Origin of the sequence: Erwinia rhapontici (assembly GCF_020683125.1) — a bacterium.
Classification (GTDB): domain Bacteria; phylum Pseudomonadota; class Gammaproteobacteria; order Enterobacterales; family Enterobacteriaceae; genus Erwinia; species Erwinia rhapontici.
In genome coordinates this window covers 1,252,704-1,269,799 of record NZ_CP085627.1, presented here as the reverse complement: position 1 = coordinate 1,269,799, position 17,096 = coordinate 1,252,704, and the positions used below count along the sequence as shown (strand labels likewise).

The window sequence follows — 17,096 nt, the reverse complement described above, 5'->3', positions numbered from 1 at the left end:
TTCTACCTCAAACAATCTGTACAGCATTCTCATGAAGGAGAACGCTACCGGATGTGCACAGATTGATAATAAAAAGGCGATAACAGATGAAAAATAATTGCGTATTCCAACGAACACTTACCCCAACCCTTATCCTGTGCGGCAGCGCTCTGATGCTGGCCTCCACGATGGCAAATGCCGATATGGCTCCTCTTGGCATAGATTCTGATTACTTATTTGGCGACTGGGGTGGCTACCGTAGTGAGTTAAAAAAAGAAGGTGTCGATTTCCAGGTCAATTACACCATGGAGTCTGCCAGTAATCTTGCCGGAGGGTATAACACCTCCACCACTGCCCGTTATACCGATCAGTGGGCCTTCGGCACCACCCTCGATCTGGAAAAACTCCTCAACTGGGATGACACACAGTTCCAGTTCACAATGACCAGCCGGAACGGGCGCGACCTGACCCAGCATATCAACGATCCGCGTACCGGTGGCTTGTCTTCAGTAGAAGAAGTCTGGGGGCGTGGCCAGACCTGGCGTCTGACCCAGTTCTGGGTTAACAAAGGTTTCTTTGACCATCGGGTTGAAATCAAAGCCGGTCGTGTGACCACGGGTGAAGACTTTGATGCATTCGACAGCAAATTCCAGAACCTGGCCTTTGGCAGCGGTCAGCCAGGCAACTGGCGCGGCGACCGCTGGTTTAACTGGCCGGTCTCACAATGGGGCGGCCGCGTGAAACTGAACCTGCCGGACGACATATTCTTCCAGGTGGGCTTTTATAACCAGAATCGTAATAACTACGACCGTGGTAACGGCTTCTACCTCGACGGCAGCCCGAGTCTGGGTAACCTGGTCCCCTTTGAATTTGGCTGGACACCCCTGCTGGGCCCCAACAAACTGCCGGGAAACTACCGTATCGGTGGCTACTACTCCTCGGTTAACGGGGATAAATACGCCAGCTACCACAATGGCGGCTACGACAGTCAGGCGAAGGCGTATGGTGGGTATGTGCTGCTGCAACAGCAGTTAACCGCTACCGACGGTGATGTCAACCGGGGCCTGGGCTTAACCGTACAGGCGGTGATGAACGATCACAAAACCTCGAAAACGGATAATTACCAGGCAGTATCCCTCACCTGGAAAGGACCTTTTGCGGCCCGTGCGCAGGATGAGATCGGTGTCGGGGTCGCGCGTATTCACGTCAACAGTGACTACGGAAAAATGCAGCGCGAAACCAATCAATACAACGGCGAGTACAATAATAACAGCCCGATGTATCTGCCTGTTCAGCACGGCTCCGAGTGGAACTACGAAGTTTACTACAACGTCCACGCCACTAACTGGCTGAACCTGCGCCCTAATCTGCAATATGTCGCCTCTCCCGGCGCGGTCTCCGGGGTTAAAGACGCATTTATTGGTGGCCTGAGCGCCAATGTGAATTTCTGATGTCAGCGACTCTGCCAGCATAGAAGCGTTATGGCCGACCTTCTATTTCGGTCGGCCTGGCCGCCTTCACTGGCTGACCGGAACACATGGTCGGCCACGACGGGGCCCAACGATTATTTCAACTGCACGCGTGCTGTATAAAAACGGCGGGCCGCCAGATAACCCGCAATGATGGTCGACAGGCTGGCGGTGCCGAGCAACATAAAGGTCACCATAATCTGATACTTAATGGCTTTTACCGGATCAATACCGGCAAAAATAAGGCCGGACATCATGCCCGGTAAACTCACCAGACCGACCGTTTTTGCTGCATCGACCGTAGGGATCATGGCTGCGCGTATGCTGTCGCGCACGATAGACGTCGATGCCCGCTTTGCACTGGCTCCCAGACTCAGCATCTCCTCGATCTTCTGGCGATTATCACTAAACCGCTGATTCAGGTTACTGAAACACAACCCGACCGCCACCATCGCATTACCGGCAATCATTCCCGAGATAGGGATCACCTGCATGGGCATAAATTCAATCGCGCCACTGAGCAGCAAAATGGTCAGCGTCAACGTCGTACCGGAGGTGATAGCAATAAACGAAATCAGAAAACCTCTGTCGATGGCGCGACTGCGCTTTTTGGCATTCAACGCGGCATTCACGCAGATAAACAGCACCATCAACACAGTCAGCCACTGATTGTTAATATCGAAAATGTATTTGAGCACATAGCCAACAATCACCAACTGCACAATGGCGCGCGCCACGCTCCAGATGATGTCTTTTTCCAGCCCCAGCCGCTCCTTGCCGCTGACCAGCAGTGCAATCACCACCAGCATTAAGGCCAGCGCCAGTGATTCATTGGTAATATTATGCTGGTTCATACTGGCCCTCCGTTGCTGCAGGCGACAGCCGGAGCCGCCGTCTGCCATCATCTGTTTCTACGCTGTCGTGACTGATCCAGATCGCCGCACTTCCTTGCGCGACCTGCTGGTCGATCAACTGTGTCACCCTCCGTTTATTCGCGTCATCCAGCGCGCTACTGATTTCATCCAGCAGCAGGATATCCGGGGGAAACTGTACATTGCGCAGCAGCGCCACGCGCTGTTTTTCTCCGCCGGAGAGTTGATCAATTGAGGTATCCAGCATCGCGGGTGGCAGCCCCAATCGCTCCAGCTCATCGCCGAGATGCTGGCGATCTACGGGCTGCTGGCGGATCTCATAGGGCAGAGAGAGATTGTCATACACCGTACAGCCAAACAGCTGGGGGGTCTGAAACACGTAGGATACCCGCTGGCGATACTGTTCGGGTTTCAACTCAATAATCGGCTGACCTTTCAAGCTCACTTCACCGCCGGACGCATCAAGCAGGGAGGCAATAATTTTTAGCAGGGTACTTTTACCCGCCCCGGATGGCCCCGTTAGCCAGAGGAATTCCCCCTTATGAAGCTCAAAGGAAACGGGCGACAACAGCGTTTTACCCTGACGCACAAACGAGACCTCCCTGACCTGCAGGAGGGGAAGTGAAGGGATCATGTTTAACAGACTCTGTGTAATGAATCGCGCGATGATAGCATTATCTGTGGGCCTTTTTCCCCGGCCAGAATATCAGTAACAACCCGGCGAGGATCAGTACCGCGCCCACCAGCTTGCCCCAGAGAAAGACTTCATTCATCCCTGGCAACCACAGTGCCGCCGTCCACACCAGCAGATAACTCAGACTCAACAGCGGGTAAACCCGGCTCAGGGGCAGGCGCTGTAGGGCCAGCAACCAGCACATCATCGACAAAGCGTAGGCCAGTAGCCCGCCCGACAGCACCAGCGTGGGTAAGGAGAGGCTGAGCAGCGCCGCGCTGAACAGCGCGAGCTGATCGATAGCGGGGAGCTGTACCATCGCCCACTTCATCATTAACTGCGCGGCACTGATCAGCAGCACGCTGCAAAAAGCATAGAGCAGGCCCATCAGGTATAGCTCCCCATCACCGCCACGCCAGCCACAATCAGCACAATGCCCAGCCCGTGACGCCATGAAATCGCTTCGTGCCACAGCCAGCGCGCGGCTAAGGTCACAAAAATAAAGTTAAGACTCAGCATGGGGTAAGCTACCCCTACCGGCACAGTCTGCAACACACGCAGCCACACCAGCAGCGCCATCCCCAGCAGCAATAGGCTTGCCGTCAGCCACACCAGAAAATGACGGCGCCCCTCACGCACCGTCGCCTGCTTCTGGCACAACTGCCCGCCACAGCTCAGCAGGCTGGCCAGGACAATCAGCAACATATTCACGGCTGCTGCCGATAGAGATACAACAGCATCCGCCCTTGCTGATAGAGACGGTCAGGTGCCGGGATACGCTCATCCACCTTGTTGTCCTCAGAGGTTAACTTCATCATCAACGACACATTACCTTCACGCCGATGCGCGCTCAGCCACTGTGGAAAATCCGCAGTAGAGATAAGACGATCGGCACCATCGGCATAGCTCAAACCGTAGGCCAGCTCACCCGGTTGTTCTAATAATAAAATGTCGCTGCGCTTCAGTTCCCAGGCCAGTGCCGAGGCCATACCAATATTGTTCGACAGCACAAAGCGGCTCTGCTGCAAATCCCGGCTCACATTGGCAATAAACGGCTGCGGCTGTTTGGAGTTCATCACCTTATCGGGGATCGCGGCACCCACCACCAGAGCCAACCCCAACGGACACAGCGCCGCCAGCCGCCAGTGCTTCGCGCCCCCCACCAGACTGGCCGCGCCCACCAGTGCCCAAAAGAGAAATGCCATCCCTCCCAGCACTACTTTAATCAGCTCATGGCGGGCATACACCGGTTGCCTGAGCAGGCCCCAGGGTGCCACGACCAACACCATCGCCAGCAGCAGCACGAGCCCCACCACCAGATTGATCACGCCGTTGGCTTTCAGCCCGCGCCGCCCCACTGCGGAGAGTGCCATCGCATGATGGGCCAGCAGCATCGCCAGCGGCGCAAAACACGGCAGGATATAGGTCGGCAGTTTGCCTTTCGCCACACTGAAAAACAGCAGCGGCATCACCACCCAACCGAGTAAATAGGCTGAATCAGCAGCCCGCTGCCGTTCCCGCCAGGCCCGATGCAGCGCGCCCGGCAGTAGCCCAAGCCACGGCAGTGCCCCGACAATCATTACCGGAATGTAATACCAGAACGGCGCTTTGTGTTGAGCATCATTCTCAGCAAAGCGCTGGATATGCTCCACCCAGAAGAAATAATGCCAAAAGTCCGGTTCCTGTCGGGCAATGCTGATGGCCCAGGGGGCCGAGATCAGCGCCGCACTGAGTAAGGCCAGCGGTCCGCATAACATCAGCTCTTTCACACGGCGCTGCCAGATCATCCACGGCACAATCGCCACCACCGGCACCGCCAGCGCCAGAAAGCCTTTGGTCATAAAACCCATACCACAGGCAAGCCCCAGCAGTAACCAACCCGCTGTTTTCTGCCGCCGGCTTCCCCCTTGCCCGACCAGCCAGAAGCTGCACATCGATGCCGTCAGCCATAGCGTGATCATCGGGTCCAGCACCGCATAAGTCCCGATGCAATAGACCAACATGCAGGTGAGGAAGATCACCGCAGACAACAGCGCCGTCGCACGCTTACGCCACAGACAGAATGCCAGCCAGTAAATCAGCAATGCACTGAGTGACACAGAAAGCACTGAGCCAAAACGCACGGCGAAGTTGTTGCCGCCAAAGATCCACTGACTGAGATTATTGATCCAGTACCCGGCTATCGGCTTCTCAAAATAGCGCAGGTCAAGAAAGTGCGGCACCACCCAGTTTCCGCTGACCAGCATTTCACGGCTGATCTCCGCATAGCGAACTTCATCCGGCTGCCACAGCGCCCGGAACTCAAGAGGGAGCAGGTAATAGAGTGCATACAACAGGGGCAGTAATAATGCATAACGGGTGTATTTCATCCACAATCACTCAGCGAGTTGCTGGCATCCCAGCCAACCTTCACGGCCGGGGAAGCTACCCCGAATCACTTTGCCTGTCGGCAGTTGCGAGAGGTCCTGCGGCAGCAGCTCGCCCAATGGACAGAAACGAATCCCCCGCTGTCGCGCCTCCGTCAGCAGTGCATCAAATTTGTCCGCCAGCACGATCCCTTCCGCTTCCGCATGGATGGTGTAAACCGGCACGCCCGGCTGGCGAGCGATCTCATCAAGGATGAACGCGTTGTAGTGCGCAGGATCGACACGCGTCCCTGCCACTTCGTCCCACGTCGGTAACGTCACCGGGATTTGCACGGTTCCCTGCCGCCCATCTGGCAGTATTGGCCGGAAAGGCTCTGTGCCCCGACAGTCGCTGTTATAACGAAAATCAAAAGCCTGTTTAGCGGTGAGGACACGGCCATCGGCACGCCAGCCCGCTGCGGCTGAACAGGTTACGGGTTGCCCGGTCAGTTCGCTGAGTGCCTCAACGCCCCGGCGGACCTCTTCACTCAGCTTCCCTGCAGGCCATACGCCCGCCCAGGTCTGCCAGGCAAAATGATCCCAGGCGTGCATCCCTGTTTCATGCTGCAAGCTTGCCTGACGGATCGTATCGGCCAGCCCCTGGCCGATACGTCGTCCGGGCCAGGCTGTACCCGCCAGCAGAATGTCCCAGCCGTAGAGTGAAGCCGCGTTTGACCTCAGCATCTTCCACAGAAAGCGCGGTTTTAGCAGCCGCCATAAATGGCGGCCCATATTATCCGGCCCAACGCTGAAGAAAAAGCTGGCGCGGGTTTGCTGACGTTCAAGAATGGAGAGCAGGCGCGGCACACCGTCCCGGGTGCCGCGCCAGGTATCCACATCAATGCGTAAACCCACATTGATCATTCGACAATCTCGCCCTGTTCAACGGTTTGCAGGAAGAAGTCGAGCGTGGCATCAATGGTGTAGTTCATCGCCACCTCCGGCTGCCAGTTCAGCAGACGCTTCGCATTACGGATCGACGGTTTACGGTGCTCCACATCCTGATATCCCTTGCCATAATAGCTGCTACTTTCCACCTCGCGAAAACCGGCAAATGGCGGGAATTGGTGACGCAGCGGGTGCCGTTCAAAACTGGCCAGCAGCTGTTCGGCCAGCTCTTTAATACTGGCTTCATTATCCGGGTTACCGATATTGATAATCTGACCATCGCAGTTCTGCTGCTTATTCTCGATAATCAGGAACAGCGCTTCAATGCCGTCACGGATATCGGTAAAGCAGCGCTTCTGCCGCCCGCCGTCAATCAACTTAATCGGCGATCCTTCCACCAGATTCAGGATCAACTGAGTAATGGCACGCGAGCTGCCGATACGTGCCGCGTTAAGGTTATCCAGGCGCGGTCCCATCCAGTTGAAAGGCCGGAACAGCGTAAACCGCAACCCCTCTTTTTCTCCATAAGCCCAGATCACCCGATCCAGTAACTGTTTCGAGACGGAATAGATCCAGCGCTGTTTATTGATCGGCCCGACCACCAGATTCGAGTGATCTTCATCGAAAGTGTCATCCGTACACATGCCATAGACCTCCGAGGTGGAGGGGAAAATAATGCGCTTTTTGTACTTCACACAATCGCGAATGATCTTCAGATTTTCTTCAAAATCCAGTTCAAACACGCGCAGCGGGTTGCGGGTGTATTCGATCGGTGTGGCAATCGCCACCAGGGGTAATACCACATCACATTTCTTAATGTGGTACTCGATCCACTCCGAGTGAATACTGATATCCCCTTCGACAAAATGAAAACGCTCGTGGCCCACGAAGCGGCTGATGGCATCAGAGCCAATGTCCAGCCCGAAAATTTCGAAATGATCATCGGCCAGCAGGCGCTCAGTCAGGTGGTTACCGATAAAGCCATTGACACCAAGGATCAGTACACGGGTTCTGCGTTTTGCCGCTACCACCGGCTGGTTATGCAGCAGGGCACCGGCCACCAGCCCAAGGGTTTGCGCCAGTTGACTGCCCTGCATGTAGACACCGCTGTCGCTTTGCCCGGTTACCACTTCCAACGCACCCTCTGCGCAGGCGACCACAAATGGCGAAACGGAAAGTACCGTACCGGGCTTTGTCACCGGCCAGTTGTGGCAGATTTTGGACTGCCAGATGATAAACTTCGCGGCCCCCACATAGCTGAACGCCCCCGGCCAGGGATCGGTGACCGCACGTACCAGGTTATGGGTACGTTGCACTGGCTGCTGCCAGTCGATGCGTCCGTCTTCCGGGGTCCGTCGTCCGACATAGGTGGCTTTGCGTTCATCCTGTTCGACGGCAATAAAACTGCCACGCAGAATGTCTGGCAGGCTGCGCATCAGCAGCTGTTTCGCACTCTCACACACTTTATAATGCAGCGTCAGCGCAGTATCTTCCGCCGCAATCGCCACCTTCTCACAGGCGATAATCGCCCCGGCATCGGCGCGTTTCACCATGCGATGCAGCGTGACACCGGTTTCTTCTTCACCGTCAACCAGCACCCAGTTCAGTGGCGCGCGGCCACGATACTTCGGCAACAATGAGGCATGCAGATTAAACGCCCCCACTGGCGCACAGGCGAGGATCTCGTCGCTCAGCATCTGGCGGTAGTGGAATGAGAAAATCACGTCAGGTTTCATCTCGCGGATGCGGTCAATCCACAGAGGATGGTTTACCTCCTCCGGCGCATAAACCGGCACACCCAACTGCGCGGCGGTACGTGCGACGGACCCGAAGAAGTGATTCTCGCCGGGATGATCCGCGTGGGTAAAAATCGCGCAGATGTCAAAACCCGCTTCAGCCAGCGCCCGGATCCCGGTGCAGCCCATATCATGGTAGGCAAAAACTACGGCTTTCATGATGATTTATCCTGTGTGGAGTTGGCGTCACGGCTAACAACGCGCTGAATAAAATAACGGGGACGGGCGCGCACATCGTTGTAGATACGCCCGATATACTCGCCAAGCAGCCCCATGCCAATAAACTGTGCGCCGACAAAAATGAACAGCACGGCAAACAGCATAAATACCCCTTCTGCTGCCCACTGCGGGCCAAGGAACAGGCGCAGTCCAATCAGCAGCAGGGAAATTGCAAAACCCGCCAACGCAATCACGCTGCCAAACACGCTTAACAGCCGCAGTGGCGTGGTTGTCAGGCAGGTGATCAGGTCATACATCAGGTTGATCAGGCGCATCAGGCTATATTTGGAATCGCCAAATTCGCGTTCGGCGTGCAGCACCGGGATCTCTGTGGCCCGCCGGGCAAAGGTGTTCGCCAGAATAGGGATAAAAGTACTGCGCTCATGGCAGTGCAGCATGGCATCGACAATATGACGTCGGTAGGCTCGCAGCATGCAACCGTAGTCACCCATTGCTTTACCCGTGGTGCGTTGAATCAGATGATTGATCAGGCGTGAAGCACGCTTACGGAACCAGCTGTCCTGACGGTTTTGCCGCACGGTGCCCACCACGTCGTAGCCCTTCCGGGCCGTTTCCACCAGGCGCGGGATCTCTTCAGGGGGGTTTTGCAGGTCGGCATCAAGTGTGATAATCAGGTCACCGCTAACATGGCTGAAGCCGGCCATGATCGCCGAATGTTGGCCGTAGTTACGGTTCAGCAACACCGCCACAATATGGCTATCCGGTGCCTCTGCGGCGGCAGTGAGCATCTCGGCCGACGCATCGCTGCTGCCGTCATCGACCAGTAAAATTTCATAATCGATAGCCAGTTGCGCGCAGGCAGCCTCCGTACGGCGGAGCAGTTCGGGCAGGCTTTCCTGCTCGTTGTACACCGGGATCACAACGGAGAGTTTGTTGATCGGTTGTTCTGTCATCTCTTATCTCTTTGCCAGCTTACGCAGTGCCACAATCACGCGGCGGCCATCGTCGTCAGTCATTCCCGGAAACAGGGGAATCGAGCAGATACGCTCTGAGTTCCATTCGGTCTGCGGCAGGGACAGGTGAGGGAAGCGTTCACGATAATATTTCTGCGTATGCGCCGCCCGGAAGTGAAGCCCGCTGCCGATACCCTGCTCCTTCAGCGCCTGCATGAGTTCATCGCGGCTGATACCGCACAGCTCAGGGTCAACGCGCAGGATAAACAGGTGCCAGGCGTGGTGATGGGGCCAGTCAGGTTGTGTCAGAGGCAGGAACGGGGTATCGGAAAGCTCCTCGAGGTAACGCAACGCAATTTGCTCACGTCGGGCGTTGTTGGCTGTCAGCTTATCCAACTGCACCAGCGCAATCGCCGCATTAATATCGGCGAGGTTATATTTGAAGCCGGGCATGATCACTTCGGCCTGCGGCGCACGACCGTGGGTCTGACGATCAAAGGCATCGACACCCAGCCCGTGGAATTTCAGACTGCGCACGCGATCCGCCAGGGCATCATCATCGGTAACCACCAGCCCGCCTTCGGCACAGCTCATATTTTTAATCGCGTGAAATGAGAAAATTGCCGTACCGCGGCGACCCACATGCTGCCCGCGATAGTGAGTACCTGCTGCATGGGCCGCATCCTCGATAACCGCAATCCCCCGCTGTTCAGCCAGCGTGCGAATGGCATCGATATCAACCGGTGCTCCGGCATAATGTACCGGAATAATGGCTTTGGTCCGTGGGGTGATGGCCGCCTCAATCAACGCCGGTGTCACCATCAGCGTATCGCGGTCCACGTCGATCATCACCGGAGTCGCCCCCAGCAGAACGATCATATTCAGCGTTGAAACCCAGGTCAGCGAGGGGGTGATCACTTCATCCCCCGGCCCTATTCCCAGTGCCATTAGCGTGACGTGCATCCCGGCCGTTGCCGAGCTAACGGCAATCGCATGACGATTCCCGGTAAGCTGGCAAAATGCCTGTTCAAGCTGCTGATTTTTGGGGCCGGTGGTGATCCATCCTGAACGTAACACCTCGGCGACGGCGGCCAGTTCTTCCGCACCCATTGCCGGACGTGAGAAAGGCAAAAAGTCTGTCATTGATTACATCCATTAAACAATTAACACCACGAATGATGAGTGAGGATAGCAGAGGCTGCGATTCCCCTCTCTCAACCCTGAACGAATCACTGCCTATTTTTCATTCTACTGGCCGTTATGCCCCCCCCGTCTCATTTGAACAATAAAACGCCAATCATTGCCATGCAGCGTCAAAAGCGAGCAAAAAAGCATAGCAACATCCGGATATATGGAGCTTAAATGAAAATACTTAGGGGAAGATTAAGAGAAGCCAACTGAGGAAAGATTAAATCAGTCTGGTTGATGGATGGTTTAGCTATAAAAGGGGTTGTGTACTTATTCGCTTAGGAAAAACCTAAAATATAAAAAAAACTTCATTATTTTGTTGCAAAACATATTGGGATATACAGAAATGATAGTGGGCCAGCGGCACAAGGCCGGTGACCCGAAGCGGTATTATTTACGCGCATCCAGCAGCTGGGTGGCATTATCCGAAGTCACTTCCGTCCAGGGTACGGAGTAGCGTTTTGCTTTGCCATCATCCCACGCCATCTTATCGGCGTACTGTTTCCAGATAGTGGACTGCGGCTGGTAACTCTCCCCTTTCACCGCACGCACCGCGACATCAATCGAACCCTGCATCTGTGCGTGGGCATCCTGCAAGATGGACACCATCTCACCCGCCTGCACCGCGCGGATAGCGTCAGACACACCGTCTACCCCGGCGATAGCAAAATCTTTCACATTCAGATTGGCTCCTTTTATCGCTTCAATGGCACCCAGCGCCATTTCATCATTCTGCGCGATCACGCCGTTAATCTGGCCCCGGTGCTTCTGCAGCCAGTTCTCCATCAGCGGTAGCGCTTCAGCACGTGACCAGTTTGCGGTTTTGCGCTCCAGCACCTTCACATTCCCGGCGCCACATTCGGCAATGGCTTTATCGTTACCCTGACCGCGCTGGATCTCGCCGCTGCCGCCCTTCGGCCCTTCAATAATCACCACGTTGCCTTTGCAGTTGATTTTTTTCAGCACGGCCTTCGCTTCCAGATAGCCACCCAGCACGTCATCGGATACCACCTCAGAGGTCATTTTGTCGGTATTCAGTCGCGCATTGGTCACCACCACCGGAATTTTGGCTTCGTTGGCCATTGTCACCACGTCAATATTGGCTTCATAGTCCATCGGGTTGATGATGATGGCATCAACATGGGTCTGAATGGCGGTTTCTGCCTGATTATTCTGTACCAGCGGATCGTAACGGCCGTCATACACCGTCAGCTGTACTTCGCCGCTTTTTACTGCCGGGTGTTCTTTACCTGCTTTTTCCATCAGCTGTACAAATTCAGCTTTCATACCGTACATCAGTACCGCTATTTTAATCGGTGCGGCCTGGGCAATCACGCTGCTGCCCATTAACAGACCGGACGTCAGCAACGCTATTTTAGTCAACTTATTCATGAAAACTCCTGGTTATGTAGGGTGATATTTTTATGTCATCAGGAAAATATGATTAATCGCGTTGTTGTTTACGCGACGGGTCAAGCAACACTGCCACCACAATTAATGCCCCTTTAATAATCTGCTGGTAATAAGACTGAACGCCCAGCAGATCCAGGCCATTATTCATGACGCCAATAATTAAAATACCGAACAGCGTGCCGACCAGCGTACCCACGCCGCCCGCCATACTGGTGCCACCAATCACCACTGCCGCTATCGCATCCAGTTCATAGGCAGCCCCGGCATTGGTCTGCGCCGAGCCGGTGCGTGCCGTCAGGATAAGGCCAGCAATCCCCGCCAGCGCGGCACATAGGGTGTAGACCAGCACTTTGATTTTCACCACGCTGATCCCGGAGGTGCGGGCACTTTTTTGATTCCCCCCGACGGCATAGACATAGCGGCCAAACAGCGTTTTATTCAGCAGTATCCAGGCCAGTGCAAACAACACGATAAAAATAATCACCGGGAGCGGGATGCCCAGCAGATACCCGTTACCCAGGGCGCGAAAGTCAGGGTTTAGCTGTGATACCGGATTACCATCGGTGGTCAGCAGTGCCAGGCCACGCGCTGCCGACAGCATTCCCATGGTGACAATAAACGGTTGCAGGCGGTAGCGAGCCAGAATCGTACCGTTCAGCAGGCCACAGACAATGCCGATCCCCAGCGCGACGATTAACGGCATAATGACCGCATGTGCCGTATCACCGATGGCCAGCCCGCTGTTGGTGGTGGCAAAGCGCGCCGCGACAATGCCGCTTAGCGCCAGAACAGAGCCGACCGACAGATCCACCCCGGCGGTAATAATAACAAAGGTCATTCCGATGGCGAGAATGCCATTAATAGACACCTGGCGTAATACAATCAGCGTATTTTCATGACTGAGAAAATAATTACTGCTCCACGCACCGTTCGCGACCTGCACTTCACCAATTACGGTGACAATCAGGCACAGCACAAAAAAGGCGATAATAATGCCGTATTTATGCATCCGGCGTTTATTACGCGTAAAGAAAGACAGCCCTGGAGTCAGAGAAGATGTCGAATTCATTACAATTACTCTCTCGTTATAAAAAGATTATTACACCGCCAGCTTCATTAATTCAGCCTGGGTGGCATTTTCAGCCGACAGTTCTCCGGCCAGCGCGCCATCTTTAAAGACTAATATACGGTCGCTCATTCCAATAATTTCTGACAGTTCGGAGGACACCATAATAATGCCGCGATCCTTGAGCGCGAATTCCGACATAAAACGGTAGATCTCTTTTTTGGCTCCCACATCAATCCCGCGCGTCGGCTCATCCAGCAGCATCACCTGAGGTTCCAGCAGCGCCCAGCGCCCCAGCACCACTTTTTGCTGATTACCCCCGCTGAGATTGCCCACCAGCTGGTCGCCATCGGGGGTTTTCACATTAAAACGCGCAATCATCTCACGGGTACGCTGGCGCTCTTTGCTGTCACTGATAAACCCGGCGCGGCTGATGGCGGGAAACGAGGCGATATTAATGTTCTCATTCACCGAACGGCACAGCACCAACCCGGTTTCTTTCCGATCTTCAGTGACATAGGCAATCCCACTGTCGATAGCCTCTCTGGGCGAATGCCGCCCGAGGATCTTCTCCCCCAGTTGAATGGTGCCGCTGTGCGCATGTTCGATTCCAAAGATCAGATCGAGAAATTCGCTGCGCCCGGAACCCACCAACCCGTAGATCCCGAGGATCTCACCGCGCCTCAGCGTCAGGCTGATATCGCGCACCTTCTTGCCCCAGCACAGGTTATTCACCTGCATCATCACTTCTTCACCTGGCTGGTTGAACTTGGCAAATTCACTGTCAAATTCGCCGCCAATAATGTGCTCAATCAACTGTTCACGAGTGATATCGCCCAGCAGCCCTTCATGGATATAGCTGCCGTCACGGAAGATGGTATAGCTGTCGGCAATCTGGAAAATTTCTGCCAGGCGGTGAGAAACATAAATAATCCCTTTGCCTTTCTCCGCCAGCCGGGTGATGGCCTGGAAGATCTTCTGCACGTCCTCTTCACCGATGGCCGAGGTCGGTTCATCCATAATGATGATATCGGCGTTGGCGTGTGACAGGGCTTTAGCAATCTCGACCAACTGCTGTTCAGCCACACTGAGGTTGCGCATTTTTTCCGTTGGAGACAGGGTAAAATGCAGGTCAGCCAGCAGCTCCGCCGTTTGTCGGTTCATCCGGCCAAAATCGACAAAGCCAAAGCGACGCGGCTCGCGACCCAGCCAGATATTCTCCGCCACCGTCAGGTCAGCAATGGTGCTCAGTTCCTGCTGCACAATAGCGATCCCTGCGGCAAGCGCTTCTTTCGGGTGGGAGAATTCACAGCGCTTTCCATTGATAAAGATGTCGCCGCTGTCCGGCTGAATAAATCCCATCAAGATGCTGAGAAAGGTCGACTTCCCGGCACCGTTACCGCCACACAGCGCATGGATCGAACCACGACGCAGACAGAACTCTGCATTTTTCAGCGCCACCACCGGCCCGAAGCTCTTTTTCACCCCGCTGACTTCCAGCAGCATGGCAGCCTGGGATTCATCTGCTAACTGACTCATAACGTCACCTCATATTCTTTCTGCAACCGATGCAGATAGCGCTGATAAAGGTCAGCATAGCGGCGCTGCCGTTCAGCGTCTGGCCGGGCACGGGTGCTCTCATCCAACTGTACAAACTGCTGGCACAGCCGGGCCAGCAGTGCGGCGGCAGGCTGAGGGCTGCCCGACGCCAGACGGTGGCACCAGATAGCCTGGATCGCGGCGCCCAGCGCCGCACTCTCTTTCTCCTGCGGGCAGACCACGGGGCAGTTCATCACATCGGCAACAATCTGCCGCCAGCGCGGGCTGTTGGCTCCGCCCCCGGTGAGGCGGATTTCACTGACCTCAATGCCCTGCTGGCGAAACAGATCCAGTCCATAACGCAGACCGTAAGTCGCCCCTTCCACTACCGCCAGGCAGAGGTTGGCCGGGGTGAAATTATTACTGTCGAGGTTGTACAGACTGGCCCGGGCTCCGGGCAGCTCCGGCACACGTTCGCCGTTAAAGAACGGCAGCATCAGCATGCCGCCTGCCCCGGGTTCCGCTTCTTCCAGCGCACGATTAAACGCCACCACATCCTGTTGCAGCAGGTTCTGTACCGCGGTACTGGCCGAGGTCACATTCATGGTGCAGATCAGCGGCAACCAGCCATTACTGCTGGAGCAAAAACCGGCGATCATCGCCGAATCCGCCACCACCGGGCTGTCAGCGCAGGAGAACAACGTCCCGGAGGTGCCGAGACTCATGGTCAGCATGCCCGGCTGGATATTGCCAGTGCCGATGGCCGCCATCATATTGTCGCCGCCGCCGCTGGCAACCAGCGTACCGGCACGCAGCCCCAGCACCTGAATAGCACGTTCGCACACGATGCCAACAGGCTGTTCTGCCGACACCAGTGGCGGCAGCGCACGCCATAAACGCCCGCTGTTATCAATCAGCTCGACGGTGCGGCGATCCCAGCAGCGCTGGCGAATATCAAACAATCCGCTACCCGAGGCATCGCCATACTCTGCGCGCCGTTCACCGGTCAGCCAAAAATTCAGATAATCATGCGGTAGCAGCATGGTCGCCAGCCGCTGCCACAGTTCCGGGTGCTGCTGACGGAACCATAAGATTTTCGAGGCGGTATAGCCAGTGGCCAGGGTGAGCCCCAGCTGCGCCAGCGATCCCTCCTCTCCCCCTAACTGCGCCAGCAGCCAGGCATTTTCTTCGGCAGTGCTGGTGTCACACCACAGCTTGACCGTATGTAGCACCTCTCCCGCCTCATCCAGCGCCACAAAGCCATGCTGCTGCCCGGAAACCGCCAGCGCAGCGATCTGCGCCGGGTCGATACCCGCTGCTGCCACGGCCTGGTGAAAAGCCTCTTTCAACGCCGTAATCCACCATTCAGCCTGCTGCTCACGCCTGCCGGATGCGTCGCTGATCAGCGCGTGGGGTGCACTGCCGCTCCCGAGAATAGTGCCGTGCTGGTCATCAACAATCACCACCTTGGTGCCTTGCGTACCACAGTCAATGCCCGCATACAGCGCCATGACTTACTCCATTTCCAGCATGATTTTGATATCGGTCGGGTTGCCTGCGGCTGCGCGTTCAAAGGCGGCCACACTGTCGGCAAATTTATAGGTCTGGGTGATCAGCGGCTGCACACGCAGCTTGCCGGAACTCAGCAGGCGCAGGGTACGCGGATACATATTGGCGTAGCGGAAAATGGTCTTAAAGGTCACTTCTTTAGCCTGAGCGGCAACAATATCCATCGGCGCGGCATCCACCGGCATACCGACCAGCACGGCAGTTCCCCCCGGTGCAATATGCTGGCTGATGCTGGCGATGGCCGGTTTGGCCCCGCTGCACTCAAACACCACATCAACGCCGTTGCCACTGGTCAACTGCGCCACTTTTTGCGCCAGAGCATCCCCTTTACTGTTCACCGCATGCAGGCCGGTATAGTTGGCCGCCACCTGCAGTTTTTCGTCGAACAGGTCACAGATAATGACATCCGAGCAACCGCCCGCCAGAGCAGCCAGGGCAGTGACCACGCCAATCGGCCCGGCACCGATCACCAGCGCAATATCGCCGGGTTTGATCGCGGCTTTGGTCGCCGCATGCATGCCGATCGCCAACGGTTCCACCATGGCGCCTTCGGCAAAGCTGACGTTATCCGGCAGTTTGAAGGTAAAGGCCGCTGGGTGGATCACCGTTTCACGCAGGCAGCCGTGAACCGGCGGTGTTGCCCAGAAACGCACGGCCGGGTCAAGGTTGTAGATCCCGGCGCGCGACTGTGCCGACTGCATATCCGGAATACCTGGCTCCATACACACACGATCGCCAGGCTGCACATGGCGAACAGCACTCCCCACCGCCATCACGACACCGGAGGCTTCATGGCCCAGCACCATCGGAGCGTTAACCACAAACGGCCCGATGCGACCGTGTTGATAATAGTGAACGTCACTGCCGCAGATACCCACAGAGTGAATTTTGATCTGCACATCGGTATCGCCCAGATGTTCGCTGAACTCCCGATCCTCGATGGCAATTTTACCTGCCTGCTGCAGTACCAATGCTTTCATGGATGACTCCCTGTTGATAATAAAATGATATCGTTAACATCAATATGACGCCGATAGTAAAAGAAATGCGGTGATAAATGTGTGAGCACGGTTAAAATTTTAGCATTTTTGTAACTCAGGGAGAAA

15 protein-coding genes are annotated in these 17,096 nt (G+C 55.6%); 1 reads left to right on the top strand and 14 read right to left on the bottom strand.

The window, feature by feature from the left end; all coding sequences use genetic code 11:
- Positions 1–86 precede the first annotated feature (86 nt).
- Positions 87–1,430 (top strand): carbohydrate porin, encoded by a 1,344-nt coding sequence (locus LJN55_RS05975; RefSeq protein WP_407647784.1) that lies wholly within the window; start codon positions 87–89, stop codon positions 1,428–1,430.
- Between the two features lie 113 nt (positions 1,431–1,543).
- Here LJN55_RS05975 and fetB read toward each other — a convergent pair whose 3' ends face one another.
- The 14 genes from fetB to LJN55_RS05905 form a co-directional block, all read right to left on the bottom strand.
- A complete protein-coding gene (fetB, locus tag LJN55_RS05970) occupies positions 1,544–2,302 on the bottom strand; it encodes an iron efflux ABC transporter permease subunit FetB (protein ID WP_227535856.1) in 759 nt (252 codons plus the stop codon).
- Entirely contained in the window at positions 2,289–2,954 is a 666-nt protein-coding gene (gene fetA / locus LJN55_RS05965; protein ID WP_227535855.1) for an iron efflux ABC transporter ATP-binding subunit FetA, read from the bottom strand. Before fetA ends, fetB begins: the two co-directional genes overlap by 14 nt.
- A gap of 40 nt (positions 2,955–2,994) precedes the next feature.
- The gene (arnF, locus tag LJN55_RS05960) at positions 2,995–3,381 is read right to left on the bottom strand and encodes a 4-amino-4-deoxy-L-arabinose-phosphoundecaprenol flippase subunit ArnF (RefSeq protein ID WP_227535854.1); all 387 of its coding nucleotides are present in this window, start codon (positions 3,379–3,381) and stop codon (positions 2,995–2,997) included.
- Complete coding sequence (gene arnE, locus LJN55_RS05955; protein WP_227535853.1) at positions 3,381–3,704, bottom strand: 4-amino-4-deoxy-L-arabinose-phosphoundecaprenol flippase subunit ArnE; 324 nt, start codon at positions 3,702–3,704, stop codon at positions 3,381–3,383. Before arnE ends, arnF begins: the two co-directional genes overlap by 1 nt.
- On the bottom strand, positions 3,701–5,362 hold the full coding sequence (gene arnT / locus LJN55_RS05950) for a lipid IV(A) 4-amino-4-deoxy-L-arabinosyltransferase (protein WP_227535852.1): 1,662 nt from the start codon (positions 5,360–5,362) through the stop codon (positions 3,701–3,703). The genes arnE and arnT overlap by 4 nt, the downstream gene beginning before the upstream one ends.
- A gap of 6 nt (positions 5,363–5,368) precedes the next feature.
- Entirely contained in the window at positions 5,369–6,262 is an 894-nt protein-coding gene (gene arnD / locus LJN55_RS05945) for a 4-deoxy-4-formamido-L-arabinose-phosphoundecaprenol deformylase (RefSeq protein ID WP_227535851.1), read from the bottom strand.
- On the bottom strand, positions 6,259–8,241 hold the full coding sequence (gene arnA, locus LJN55_RS05940; RefSeq protein WP_227535850.1) for a bifunctional UDP-4-amino-4-deoxy-L-arabinose formyltransferase/UDP-glucuronic acid oxidase ArnA: 1,983 nt from the start codon (positions 8,239–8,241) through the stop codon (positions 6,259–6,261). Before arnA ends, arnD begins: the two co-directional genes overlap by 4 nt.
- Positions 8,238–9,215 carry an undecaprenyl-phosphate 4-deoxy-4-formamido-L-arabinose transferase gene (gene arnC / locus LJN55_RS05935; RefSeq protein ID WP_133845649.1) on the bottom strand — a complete coding sequence of 326 codons (978 nt, stop codon included), beginning with the start codon at positions 9,213–9,215 and terminating at the stop codon, positions 8,238–8,240. The genes arnA and arnC overlap by 4 nt, the downstream gene beginning before the upstream one ends.
- Positions 9,216–9,218: 3 nt before the next feature.
- Complete coding sequence (arnB, locus tag LJN55_RS05930) at positions 9,219–10,358, bottom strand: UDP-4-amino-4-deoxy-L-arabinose aminotransferase (protein WP_159337453.1); 1,140 nt, start codon at positions 10,356–10,358, stop codon at positions 9,219–9,221.
- Between the two features lie 435 nt (positions 10,359–10,793).
- Positions 10,794–11,750 carry a substrate-binding domain-containing protein gene (locus tag LJN55_RS05925; RefSeq protein WP_407647798.1) on the bottom strand — a complete coding sequence of 319 codons (957 nt, stop codon included), beginning with the start codon at positions 11,748–11,750 and terminating at the stop codon, positions 10,794–10,796.
- 97 nt (positions 11,751–11,847) lie between these two features.
- Positions 11,848–12,825, bottom strand: coding sequence for an ABC transporter permease (locus LJN55_RS05920; RefSeq protein ID WP_374760155.1), 978 nt, complete (start codon positions 12,823–12,825; stop codon positions 11,848–11,850).
- A 90-nt stretch (positions 12,826–12,915) separates the two neighbouring features.
- Positions 12,916–14,421 carry a sugar ABC transporter ATP-binding protein gene (locus LJN55_RS05915; RefSeq protein ID WP_133845653.1) on the bottom strand — a complete coding sequence of 502 codons (1,506 nt, stop codon included), beginning with the start codon at positions 14,419–14,421 and terminating at the stop codon, positions 12,916–12,918.
- On the bottom strand, positions 14,418–15,932 hold the full coding sequence (gene xylB, locus LJN55_RS05910) for a xylulokinase (RefSeq protein ID WP_171148752.1): 1,515 nt from the start codon (positions 15,930–15,932) through the stop codon (positions 14,418–14,420). Before xylB ends, LJN55_RS05915 begins: the two co-directional genes overlap by 4 nt.
- A gap of 3 nt (positions 15,933–15,935) precedes the next feature.
- On the bottom strand, positions 15,936–16,970 hold the full coding sequence (locus LJN55_RS05905; RefSeq protein WP_159337457.1) for an NAD(P)-dependent alcohol dehydrogenase: 1,035 nt from the start codon (positions 16,968–16,970) through the stop codon (positions 15,936–15,938).
- Positions 16,971–17,096: the final 126 nt, after the last annotated feature.